This is a genomic window from Romboutsia lituseburensis DSM 797, assembly GCF_900103615.1.
GTDB lineage: Bacteria > Bacillota > Clostridia > Peptostreptococcales > Peptostreptococcaceae > Romboutsia_F > Romboutsia_F lituseburensis.
On record NZ_FNGW01000001.1, the window covers coordinates 298,415 to 310,708 of the forward strand.

Annotated in this window: 10 protein-coding genes; all 10 read right to left on the reverse strand. The window is 27.7% G+C overall.

Annotated elements, in window-relative coordinates; all coding sequences use genetic code 11:
* Positions 1 to 86 precede the first annotated feature (86 nt).
* Positions 87 to 2,213 carry a HAMP domain-containing sensor histidine kinase gene (locus tag BLP75_RS01380; protein ID WP_092722123.1) on the reverse strand — a complete coding sequence of 709 codons (2,127 nt, stop codon included), beginning with the start codon at positions 2,211 to 2,213 and terminating at the stop codon, positions 87 to 89.
* A gap of 39 nt (positions 2,214 to 2,252) precedes the next feature.
* Entirely contained in the window at positions 2,253 to 3,644 is a 1,392-nt protein-coding gene (locus BLP75_RS01385) for a metallophosphoesterase (RefSeq protein ID WP_092722125.1), read from the reverse strand.
* Between the two features lie 24 nt (positions 3,645 to 3,668).
* Positions 3,669 to 5,060, reverse strand: a complete 1,392-nt coding sequence (locus BLP75_RS01390) for a metallophosphoesterase (protein ID WP_092722127.1) — start codon at positions 5,058 to 5,060, stop codon at positions 3,669 to 3,671.
* Between the two features lie 24 nt (positions 5,061 to 5,084).
* Positions 5,085 to 6,473, reverse strand: a complete 1,389-nt coding sequence (locus tag BLP75_RS01395) for a metallophosphoesterase (protein WP_092722129.1) — start codon at positions 6,471 to 6,473, stop codon at positions 5,085 to 5,087.
* 18 nt (positions 6,474 to 6,491) lie between these two features.
* Positions 6,492 to 7,883 (reverse strand): metallophosphoesterase, encoded by a 1,392-nt coding sequence (locus tag BLP75_RS01400; RefSeq protein WP_092722131.1) that lies wholly within the window; start codon positions 7,881 to 7,883, stop codon positions 6,492 to 6,494.
* Positions 7,884 to 7,907: 24 nt separating this feature from the next.
* The gene (locus tag BLP75_RS01405) at positions 7,908 to 9,299 is read right to left on the reverse strand and encodes a metallophosphoesterase (protein WP_092722133.1); all 1,392 of its coding nucleotides are present in this window, start codon (positions 9,297 to 9,299) and stop codon (positions 7,908 to 7,910) included.
* 109 nt (positions 9,300 to 9,408) lie between these two features.
* Positions 9,409 to 10,110, reverse strand: a complete 702-nt coding sequence (locus BLP75_RS01410) for a response regulator transcription factor (protein WP_092722135.1) — start codon at positions 10,108 to 10,110, stop codon at positions 9,409 to 9,411.
* A 320-nt stretch (positions 10,111 to 10,430) separates the two neighbouring features.
* Positions 10,431 to 11,213, reverse strand: coding sequence for a hypothetical protein (locus BLP75_RS01415; RefSeq protein WP_092722137.1), 783 nt, complete (start codon positions 11,211 to 11,213; stop codon positions 10,431 to 10,433).
* The gene (locus BLP75_RS01420; RefSeq protein WP_092722139.1) at positions 11,207 to 11,905 is read right to left on the reverse strand and encodes an ABC transporter ATP-binding protein; all 699 of its coding nucleotides are present in this window, start codon (positions 11,903 to 11,905) and stop codon (positions 11,207 to 11,209) included. The genes BLP75_RS01415 and BLP75_RS01420 overlap by 7 nt, the downstream gene beginning before the upstream one ends.
* Entirely contained in the window at positions 11,905 to 12,273 is a 369-nt protein-coding gene (locus tag BLP75_RS01425; RefSeq protein ID WP_092722141.1) for a GntR family transcriptional regulator, read from the reverse strand. The genes BLP75_RS01420 and BLP75_RS01425 overlap by 1 nt, the downstream gene beginning before the upstream one ends.
* Positions 12,274 to 12,294: the final 21 nt, after the last annotated feature.

The window sequence follows — 12,294 nt, forward strand, 5'->3', positions numbered from 1 at the left end:
TATATATTTAATTAATTTATAATGTAGTCGTAATTTCCTTAAGCATAAAAAAGAGATAAGTTTGTTTACTTATCTCTTTTCATTATTTAAACTGTGAAAAATTCTATTGTAACTTTAAATAAATCTCCATCTATATCTATATCAAAGTTTCCACCTTGTATGTTAACTAAATCTTTTGCTATAGCTAGTCCTAATCCACTACCTTCTGTATTTCTAGATTCATCTCCTCTTTTAAATCTCTCTACTATTTCTTCTGCATCAAAATTTAGTTCATAAGAAGATATATTTTTCATAACTAATTTTACTTTTTGATCTTCTGTTGTTACGTCAATATACACCCTAGTGTTTGAAAGTGAATACTTAGCTATATTTGATAATAAGTTTTCTAAAACTCTATATAGTCTTTTTCCATCTGCATTTATGTGTATTTTTTCTTTTGGTATATTAAGTTTAATATCTAGATTGGATTGTAATAGTCTTTCTTCTACTTCTCCAATGGCTTGTCTTATTAGCTGATCAAACTCTATACGTTCTATGTTTAATTCTATATTTCCACTACTTGCTTTACTAGCTTCAAATAAATCTTCTATTAATGATTTTAGTCTTTTTGATTTTGAATCTAATACGTTTACATAGTCATTTATATATTCTGGTTGTATGTTTTTTTCATCTTTTATAAGGTCTATATAATTTATTATAGATGTAAGAGGCGTTTTTAAATCATGACTTACATTTGTGATAAGCTCACTTTTCATTCTTTCACTTCTTAATTGCTTGTCTATTGAGTTTTCTAGACCTTCCCCTATATTGTTTATGTTTTGTGCTAAAGTTGTAAAGTTGTCATTATCCTTCACTTCTATTTTGTAGCTTAAATTTCCATTTTTTATGTTCTCTGCTCCTTCTATTATATCACTTAAATATGCTAGTTTTTTTATTAGAAGATATGCTAATCCTACTAAGACAACATTACTTAGTATCATAGCAATTATAGCACCTACAAATTCAAAACTAGCCCAAAGTAATACACATATAAAGCTTATAATTGTGTTTGCTACTATCCCTATACCTACTATTATCATTACTCTTTTTATTAAAGGCATATTTTGATTTGATTTAAGTAATTTTGTAGTTGCATCTTTTCTTTTTTGAAGAATATTTTTTCTTCTTTCATTAAGATTTTTAAGTATCTTTTTTGATAATATTAATATCTTTACTATTAAACTTTGATTTATTATATCATCTTTGCTCTTTATACTTTTTATTTGTTTCCCACTTATATATATCAGCATAAATACAATAAATAAATATAATATACTGAATACAATACTATATACTACATCATAATAATATGCATCGTAGTATATATATGAAAGTGAATTTACTAGCCAAAATCCATAAAATAAAACTACTGGTATTAACAATAACCTTAGCTCTATAGGTATCTTATTTAAAACTTTTATAGCAAAACTATCTCTACTAAATAATTCTACTTTAGATAATTTATAAAGTATTATAGATAATAAACATACTATTAATGATACAAAAGATACGCCTCCTGCTACTTTGAAAAATAATACATCATTTTGATAACCTTTATATATTCTATATATCCAATCACCTGATGCTATATTTTTAGTAACAGCAACTTGTATATGTATATTATCTATATTTATTAAACTAGCTAGTCTTCCTTCTGAATCCATTTTTGTATATAATTTTGTATTTATAGTTTTGTTGTATTGAATGCTTTTATCTTCTGATACAATATCTGCTACTACACAACCAGCTTTTCTCTGCTTTTGTGCTACAATACCTTCAAATTCTTCTATGTCCTTTGCTGAAGTATTTGTGTAGTATTCATTTGTATCCTTGTTTATTACTATAAATTCTACATTACTTAAATTACTTAAATTTTCTTTTGCTCTTTTTTTATTTTGATCTAATTCTTTTTTCTCATTGTTTTTCAAATCTTTTTCACTTGTAACTGCTGTATTTAGATAACCTATAATCGGTCTCATTACTGCTTCATCAAATGCTTGACTTTTATAGAAATCTTCTTCTATAAGTTTTTTATCATCATGCATATAACTTGTTGTTACCCCATTACTGTTCATTGCATACATGAAAATTGTTGGTAATGATGTTAAAAATATCGCCAGTGATAACATTGATATAATTAATAGGGTAAATTTTATTTTTTTATTATTTTTCATAGCTCCCTCACTTTCATAATTAGATTAAATCGTATCTATTTATTGATTTTGTATATGTGTTAAATATACATTGAAATTTTCTTCATTTTTCTCTATGTTAAACTTATCATTTTTATTTGGATAAATAGTTACTACATTATCTTTAAAATCCTCATCTTTAAATTTCATATCAAATCTGTATATATTTCTATCAAGTGATAAGCTACAAACTACTTTTTTACCATTCATAAATACTAACTGAAGGTAATTTTCATCTATATTATCTGGTATGCTCTTCCATTTGTATCCTACTTTATTATATATTTCTTCTTTAGCTATTGGCGTTTTAAAATAATATGCCTTATCCCATTTAAACGGTATTATTTTTCCTAAATTTATTTCTTTAGTTTTTTCATCTACCATGGCTATTGCAGCATAAAACTTTTCAAAGTTTTCACTTAAAGGAGGTATCTCAATTTGTTTTAAAGAACTTGATTTATCTACAACTTTCCAATTGTCTTTGTCTTTTTCAAGTTTAAAGTTTATTTTAGAAATGCAATCTCCGTGATCACCAGGCTCAGTTACTATTACTTTTTCACCTGCTTTATTTGTATAATCATGTTGTTTTATTTGAGTATGATTATGACCTGCTACTATTGCATCTATTCCATCTACTTGTGTAGCTAAATCTTGGATTCTATTTCCTGGATTTTTTGGCTTTTTAGGTTTTTCACCTGTATGTGCTACTGCAACTATTATATCTGCATCATTTGCTTTCATTTCTTTTACATACTTTTTAGCATCTTCTACTAAGTCGTTCATATATAGCTTCCCTTTGTATAGTGGGTCATCTTCTAATTCGGATGATACCTCTACTTTATTCCCATTTTCATCTAAATCCCATTTCTCTCCGACTTCTTTTATTGTAAGACCTAGTATCCCTAAATTTAATTCTCCTTGTGATGTTTTTACTTTCTTTATAATATAAGGCTTTACATAATTTGATCGATTTTGATTATATGTATTTGCAGATAGTACATCTATTCCTTGTTTTTCAATATCCGCTATCATATTATCTAAACCAAATTTATCATTTGCTACAAATTCATGATTTCCAAGTACTACAGCATCATATCCTACTTCTTTCATATCATTTGCTAGAGGCATGTCTCTATGAATTTGTTTTTTGTTTTCAAAATCATCGCGTTTTAAATCCATATATTTATCCATAGCACCGCCATCATCTCCATCTAAGAAATCTCCAGCGTCTACTAGGGCTACATTTTCTTCTTTTTTCATTTCGTTTTTGGTGTACTCTGATAGTTCATATGGAATACTTCCATGCAAGTCTGTTGTTGCTAATACATTTATTTCTGTTGTTTTTGTTGAACTACATCCTGATACTATAAGTGTTGATATCCCTAATATTGATATTATTATTTTCCTTTTCATAAAGCTTCCCCTTACATTTTATTGCTATTTTGTATGTGTTAAGTATATACTCTGATATTCTTTATTCATTTCCATTTGCACTTTAAATTTATCATTTTTATTTGGGTAAATAGTTACTATATTACCTTCATAGTCTGATTGATCAAATTTAAGATCAAATTTAAATAAGTTCTTATCAACAGATACATTACAAACTACCTTTTTACCTTGCATAAATACAAGTTGTGCTATGTTCTCATCGACTACATCTGGAAGACTTTTATATTTATAACCTACTTTATCGTATATTTCTTCTTTACTTATTGGAGTTTTAAAATAATATGCTTTATCCCATTTGAATGGTATTATTTTGCCTAAATTTATTTCTTTATCATTTTCATGTATCTTAAATATTGCCTCAAAAAACTGCCCTCCATTTTTGCCTAAAGGAGGTTGTTCAATTTGTTTTAAATCACTTGATTTTTCTACAACTTTCCAATTATCTTTGTCTCTTTCTAGTTTGAAATTTATTTTAGAAATACAATCTCCATGATCACCAGGCTCAGTTACTATTACTTTTTCTCCAGCTTTATTTGTATAGTCATGCTGTTTTATTTGTTCATGATTATGACCTGCCACTATTGCGTCTATTCCTTCTACTTGTGTAGCTAAGTCTTGTATTCTATTTCCTGGATTTCTTGGTTTTTTAGGTTTTTCTCCTGTATGAGCTACTGCAACTATTACATCAGCACCATCTTTTTTCATATCTTTTACATATGTTTTAGCGTCTTCTACTAAGTCATTCATATATAAATTTTCAAACCCTGGCTGGTCTTTTAATTCTAGTGATTTAGATTCTACTTTATTTCCATTTTCATCCCAATGCCATTTTTCACCTACTTCTTTTATTGTAAGACCTAATATTCCTAGATTAACTTCTCCCTCAGGGGTTTTTACCTTCTTTATAATATATGGCTTTACATAATTTGATCCATCTTTATTGTATGTATTTGCAGATAATACATCTATACCTTGTTTATTAAAATCTGATACTATACCATCTAAATCAAATTTATCCCTTGATTCAAATTCATGATTTCCAAGTACTACGGCATCGTATCCTATTTCTTTCATATCTTTTGCTAAAGGCATTTCTCTATAAACTTTTTTGTTATTTTTATCATCATTATTCTTTAAGCTAATGTATTTGTCCACAGCACCAGAATCATCTCTACCCATGAAATCTCCCGCATCTACTAAGGCTACATTTTCTTCTTTTTTTAACTCATTTTTTGCATACTCACCTAATTCATACGGTATGAAACTATGTAAATCTGTTGTTGCTAATACATTTATTTCTGTTGTTTTCGTTGAGCTACACCCCGATATTAATAGTGTTGATATTCCTAATATTGATATTATTATTTTTCTTTTCATAAAACTTCCCCTTACATTTCATTGCTATTTTATATGTGTTAAATATTGACTAAAATCATTTCTATTTACTTTGGCTTTAAATTTATCATTTTTATTTGGATAAATAGTTACAACATTACCTTCATAGTCCGATTCATCAAATTTCATATCAAATTTAAATAATTCTTTATCAACAGATATATAACAAACTACTTTTTCACCTTCCATAAATACAAGTTGTAGCATATTTTTATCTATATTGTCTGCTATACTTTTCCATTTATATCCTACTTTATCGTATATTTCTTCTTTACTTATTGGAGTTTTAAAATAGTATACTTTATCCCATTTAAATGGTATTATTTTTGCTAAATTTATTTCTGTTGTTTTTTCATCTATACTAGCTAAGCCTGCAAAAAAATCTTCTAAGTTTTTCACGTAAGGTGGTTGTTCGATTTGTTTTAGATCACTTGATTTATCTACAACCTTCCAATTGTCTTTATCTTTTTCTAACTTGAAGTTTATTTTAGAAATACAGTCTCCATGTTTACCAGGTTCTGTAACTATTACTTTTTCTCCAGCTTTATTTGTATAATCGTGTTGTTTTATTTGTTCATGATTATGGCCTGCCACTATTGCATCTATTCCTTCTACTTGTGTAGCTAAATCTTGTATTCTATTTCCTGGATTTTTTGGCTTTTTAGGTCTTTCTCCTGTATGCGCTACTGCAACTATTACATCAGCACCATCTTTTTGCATATCTTTTACGTATTTTTTAGCATCTTCTACTAAGTCATTCATATATAAATCTTCAAATCCTGGTTGGTCTTTTAGTTCTAGTGATTTTGCTTTTACAAGCTTTCCACTTTCTTCATCCCAATACTTACTTTCACCAACTTCTTTTATTGTAAGCCCTAATATTCCTAAATTAACTTCTCCCTCAGGAGTTTTTACTTTTTTTATAATATATGGCTTTACGTAATTTGAACCATCTTTATTGTATGTATTCGCAGATAACACATCTATATTTTTTTTATTAAAATCAGATATTATGTTACTTAATTCAGATTTATCCTTTGCCACAAATTCATGATTACCAAGTACTACAGCATCATATCCTATTTCTTTCATATCTTTTGCTAGAGGCATTTCTCTATGAATTTGTTTGTTATTTTCATAATCCCCACGTCTTAATTCAAAGTATTTATCCATAGCTCCACCATCATCTCCATCTAAGAAGTCTCCAGCGTCTACTAGTGCTACATTTTCTTCTTTTTTTAATTCATTTTTTGCATATTCAGATAACTCATATGGTATACTACCATGTAAATCTGTTGTTGCTAATACATTTATTTCTGTTGTTTTTGGTGTGCTACATCCTGATACTAATAGTGTTGCTATTCCTAATATTGTCATTACTACTTTTCTTTTCATAAAATTTCCCCTTATATGTTATTGATTTTTTACATGTGTTAGATAAATACTAAAATCTTCTTTATTTATTTTTATCTTAAACTTATCATTTTTACTTGAATAAATAGTTGCTACATTATCTTTAAATTGTGATTCATCAAATTTTACAGTCATACCCATTGATTCAATATCAAAATATAAATAACAAACTACTTTTTTATCATCCATAAATGCCATTAGCATCTTATTTTGATTTTCAGCAGCTGTAATGTCTCTCCATTTATATCCCACTTTATTGTATATTTCTTCTTTTTTTATTGGTGATCTGAAGAAATATGCCTTGTCCCATTTAAATGGTATTATTTTTCCTAAGTTTACTTCTTCAGTTTTCTCATCTACATTTTCTATTCCCTTAAAAAATGCGTCTAAATTTTTATCATAAGGAGGTTGTTCAATTTGTTTTAAATCGCTTGATTTATCTACAACCTTCCAATTATCTTTGTCCTTTTCTAGTTTAAAATTTATTTTAGAAATACAGTCTCCATGTTTACCTGGTTCTGTAACTATTACTTTTTCTCCAGCTTTATTTGTATAATCATGTTGTTTTATTTGTACATGATTGTGACCTGCAACTATTGCATCTATCCCCTCTACTTGTGTAGCTAAATCTTGGATTCTATTTCCTGGATGTTTTGGTTTTTTAGGTTTTTCTCCTGTGTGAGCTACTGCAACTATTACATCAGCACCATCTTTTTTCATGTCTTTTACATATGTTTTAGCATCTTCTACTAAGTCATTCATGTATAAATCCTCAAATCCTGTCTGGTCTTTTAATTCTAGTGATTTCGCTTCTATTTTATTTCCATTTTCATCAAAATCCCATTTTTCGCCTACTTCTTTTATTGTAAGTCCTAATATTCCTAGATTAACTTCTCCTTCAGGTGTTTTTACTTTCTTTATAATATATGGCTTTACATAATTTGAACCATCTTTATTGTATGTATTTGCAGATAATACATCTACTCCTTGTTTATTAAAATCTGATACTATATTATCTAAATCAAATTTATCACTACATACAAATTCATGATTTCCAAGTACCACGGCATCATATCCTACTTCTTTCATATCTTTTGCTAAAGGCATTTCTCTATAAATTTGTTTATTATTTTCATAATCCTTGCGTTTTAAATGAAAGTATTTATCCATAGCACCGCCACCATCTCCATCTAAGAAATCTCCAGCGTCTACTAGGGCTACATTTTCTTCTTTTTTTAACTCATTTTTTGCATATTCAGATAACTCATATGGTATACTCCCATGTAAGTCTGTTGTTGCTAATACATTTATTTCTGTTGTCTTAGTCGAACTACATCCTGATACTAATAGTGTTGATATCCCTAATATTGATATTATTATTTTTCTTTTCATAAAGCTTCCCCTTATATTTTATTGCTATTTTGTATGCGTTAAGTATATACTCTGATATCCTTTATTCATTTTCATTTGCACTTTAAATTTATCATTTTTATTTGGGTAAATAGTTACTGTATTACCTTCATAGTCTGATTCATCAAATTTAATATCAAATTTAAATAGATTCTTATCAATGCATATATGACAAACTACTTTTTCACCTTCCATAAATACTATTTGTAGCATATTCTCATCTACAATATCTGAAAGACTGTTATATTTGTATCCTACTTTTTCGTATATTTCTGATTTATTTATTGGAGTTTTAAAGTAATATGCTTTATCCCATTTAAAGGATATTATTTTTTCTAAATTTATTTCTTTAACATCTTCATCTATATCACGGAACCCGTTAAAAAATTCATCAAAATTTTCACTCAAAGGAGGTTGCTCAATTTGTTTTAAATCGCTTGATTTTTCTACAATTTTCCACGTGTCTTCGTCTTTTTCTAGTTTAAAATTTATTTTAGAGATACACTCTCCACGTTTACCAGGTTCAGTCACTATTACTTTTTCACCTGATTTATTTGTATAATCATGTTGTTTTATTTGTTCATGGTTATGACCTGCTACTATTGCATCTATTCCATCTACTTGTGTAGCTAAATCTTGTATTCTATTTCCTGGGTGTTTTGGATTTTTAGGCTTTTCTCCAGTATGTGCTACTGCAACTATTACATCGGCTCCATCTTTTTTCATTTCTTTTACATATGTTTTAGCGTCTTCTACTAAGTCCTTCATATATAAATCTTCAAACCCTGGTTGGTCTTTTAATTCTATTGATTTTGCTTCTACTCTATTCCAATTTTTATCCCAATACCAATCTCTTCCCACTTCTTTTATTGTAAGTCCTAATATTCCTAGATTAACTTCACCATCAGAAGTTTTTACTTTCTTTATGACATAGGGCTTTACGTAATTTGATCCATTTTTATTGTATGTATTTGCAGATAATACATCTACTCCTTGTTTATTAAAATCTGATACTATACCATCTAAATAAAATTTATTACCTGATATAAATTCATGATTTCCAAGCACTACAGCGTCATATCCTATTTCTTTCATATCTTTTGCTAGAGGTACCTCTCTATGAATCTGTTTATTATTCTGCTCATCCTCATATTTTAATTCAAAATATTTATCCATAGCACCCCTATCATATCTATCTATGAAATCTCCAGCATCTACTAGTGCTACATTTTTTTCTTTTTTTAATTCGTTTTTTGCATATTCACCTAATTCATATGGAATACTACCATGTAAATCTGTTGTTGCTAATACATTTATCTCTGTTGTTTTTGTTGCACTACATCCTGATACTAATAGTGTTGATATTCCTATCATTGTCATTATTGCTTTTCTATTCATAATATTGCCCCTGGTGTTTTTGATATTTTTTTAACTTTTCACGTTTGCGTGAAATATAATATTAAAGTATTAGTTCATTGAAACATATTTTTTATAACTTAAATAATCATTATAATTTATCAATTTTATACCCGATTCCCCATACTACTTTTAAATATTTAGGTTCTTTTGGATTTATTTCTATTTTTTCTCTTATCCTTCTTATATGCACTGCTACTGTATTTTCAGCTTTAAAACTCTCTTCGTTCCATACATTTTCATATATCTCATCTATTGAAAATACTCTCCCCTTATTTTCAAGTAGAAGCTTTAAAATTTTATATTCTATAGGAGTTACTTTAACATTTTCTCCATCTACTCTGACTTCTTTAGTATCTGAATCTAGTTCTAATCCTCCGCTACTTAATATTTTTTTACAGGATACTGGCTGATCTTGATAATTTCCTAGAGTTACATATCTTCTTAGATTTGATTTTACTCTTGCGATAAGCTCTAATAAGTTGAAAGGCTTTGTTATATAATCATCTGCCCCTACGTTAAGACCCATTATTTTATCTACATCTTCACTTTTTGCAGATAATATTATTATTGGTATGTTTTTGCTTTCTCTTATTTTTATTGTGGCTTTCATTCCATCTAGCTTTGGCATCATTATATCCATAAGTATTAAATGTATGTCTTGGTGTACTAGAATTTCTAGCGCCTCCATGCCGTCATAAGCTTTAAATACCTTATATCCTTCATTTTTCAAATAAATCTCTATTGCTTCTACAATTTGTTGATCGTCATCCACTACTAATATATTGTACATCCCTTTTTTTACCTACTTTCCTTCTTTTTCCATATATATTATACAATATAAGTCACCTCTTTTCTAATTTTTGTACTTTTGCTTATCTATACTTATATAATAAAGTATAAATATTACAAAACTCTGATATAATTCTTACGAATTTCTTACGATTTTTAATAAACTTTTTATTACTATTTAATTGCCTTACATAAGTCTTTCAATTCTTTCAGATTTATTTGATACTGAAAAAAAGCCAATCTCAACATTTAGATTAGCTTTTTCTTTATGATTTACATCTAGTGCATATTATGTTTTATTTGATCATCTAATTATTATACTTACTCTAAATTTAATTTCTTATCTAATATAAACCTAGTTCCAAAGAATAGCCCTATAAGTAAAATAATGTTCATAAATGTCCTAAAATTACCAATCATTCCACTTAATCCATATATTTGCATGTTTTCAACATGAGCTTTAACTAACATCATTATAATTGCATTCTTTATAAAAGAAAAAATAATATTTATACCTATAAAGCTAGCAATAGATGCCAGGTTTCTATGCTTATTAAATGCTGGTAACTGCCCCATAGAAAGAGCTAAGTATACAGTAAAAACAAATGTTGAATAGCTAATAAATATAACTAACATTATATTTGTAGCAGAAGATAAGTACTCACTAGAAAATATAGTTTTCATAAATTCACTTAATATTTGCATATATTCTGATATATTAATACCACCACTAATACATGAAGATATTAATATTATTAATAAGAATGCAATCACTGATACAAATCCACTAAGCACAGTCCATAAAATAGTCACTAAATACTTAGATATAAGTATTGAAGAAGATTTTACAGGCAGAGTAAACATTAAATAACCTTCATCTCCCAATAAATTTTTACTAAATCTTTGAATTAAAACTATTACGGTTATAACAAATAAAGCTATGAGTAATGCTCCAAATATCATCATTAGTAATCCTTGTGCATTAAATATTTCAGAATTTATAAATAATCCATTAATAGTTGCAACTATCAATAATGTAACATAAAGTGGTAAAAATATTCTTGCAGTTGATTTTAACTCATATTTTAGTAGTTTACTTAACATCTGAATTCCTCCCTAAATAAAGAATCTATAGATTTCCCTTTTTCTTCTCTTATCTCATCTACATTGCCTTGTAATACAATATCTCCTTTAGATATAAATATTACATCATCACATATGCTCTCTATTTCACTTATCAAGTGCGTTGCAATAAGTAATGTACTTCCTTGACAGTAGTTTGAGAGTATAGTTTTTAATATATAACTTCTAGCAGCAGGGTCTACTCCTCCTATTGGCTCATCGAGTATATACAAACTAGCTTTTCTAGACATAACTAATATTAATTGAACTTTTTCTTTGGTTCCCTTAGACATAGTTTTTAATTTTTCATTTACATCTATCTTAAGACTATCTATCATGCTATTAGCCTTATTTATATCAAAATCTTCATAAAAATCTTTAAAGAACTCCAGTAAATCTTTAACTTTCATCCAATCATTTAAATATGTTCTTTCAGGTAAATAAGATACTATTTTTTTAGTTTCTATTGATGGACTTATTCCATTTATTAATATTTCTCCACTATCTTGATGCAGTAGTCCATTCATTAATTTTATTAGTGTGCTCTTTCCACTTCCATTAGGCCCAAGTAATCCTACTATTTTACCTTTTGGGATATTCAGATTCATATTTTTTATAACTTCTTTTTTTGCGTAACTTTTATTAAGGTCTTTTATTTCTACGATGTTTTCCATTACTCCATCTCCTTTAAATTTCTTAATATAATTTGTGTTAATTCTTCTTTCTTATATCCCAATTTTATAAGCATACTATATAATTCAGCTATTTCTATTCGTGCCATTTCTTCTCTTAAATGTACTATCGTATCTATATCATCTGTTACAAATCTACCACTCGTCCTTTGACTATACATTAAGTTTTCTCTTTCTAATTCTGATAAAGCCCTTTGCATTGTGTTTGGGTTTACCTCAAAATCTAAAGCTAAGTCTCTTACAGACCTTAGTTTTGACCCTGCCTCTAATTCTCCCGATATTATTTTAATCTTTAGAATATCTACTATTTGAATATATATAGGTTTATTATCATTAAACTCAAATGCCATTTTAACACCTCCGTATTATTG

Bases quoted from the DNA above. Each gene is read 5' to 3' on its own strand.
- BLP75_RS01380 (WP_092722123.1), bottom strand. From the start codon at position 2,213: ATGAAAAATAATAAAAAAATAAAATTTACCCTATTAATTATATCAATG.
- BLP75_RS01385 (WP_092722125.1), bottom strand. From the start codon at position 3,644: ATGAAAAGGAAAATAATAATATCAATATTAGGGATATCAACACTTATA.
- BLP75_RS01390 (WP_092722127.1), bottom strand. From the start codon at position 5,060: ATGAAAAGAAAAATAATAATATCAATATTAGGAATATCAACACTATTA.
- BLP75_RS01395 (WP_092722129.1), bottom strand. From the start codon at position 6,473: ATGAAAAGAAAAGTAGTAATGACAATATTAGGAATAGCAACACTATTA.
- BLP75_RS01400 (WP_092722131.1), bottom strand. From the start codon at position 7,883: ATGAAAAGAAAAATAATAATATCAATATTAGGGATATCAACACTATTA.
- BLP75_RS01405 (WP_092722133.1), bottom strand. From the start codon at position 9,299: ATGAATAGAAAAGCAATAATGACAATGATAGGAATATCAACACTATTA.
- BLP75_RS01410 (WP_092722135.1), bottom strand. From the start codon at position 10,110: ATGTACAATATATTAGTAGTGGATGACGATCAACAAATTGTAGAAGCA.
- BLP75_RS01415 (WP_092722137.1), bottom strand. From the start codon at position 11,213: ATGTTAAGTAAACTACTAAAATATGAGTTAAAATCAACTGCAAGAATA.
- BLP75_RS01420 (WP_092722139.1), bottom strand. From the start codon at position 11,905: ATGGAAAACATCGTAGAAATAAAAGACCTTAATAAAAGTTACGCAAAA.
- BLP75_RS01425 (WP_092722141.1), bottom strand. From the start codon at position 12,273: ATGGCATTTGAGTTTAATGATAATAAACCTATATATATTCAAATAGTA.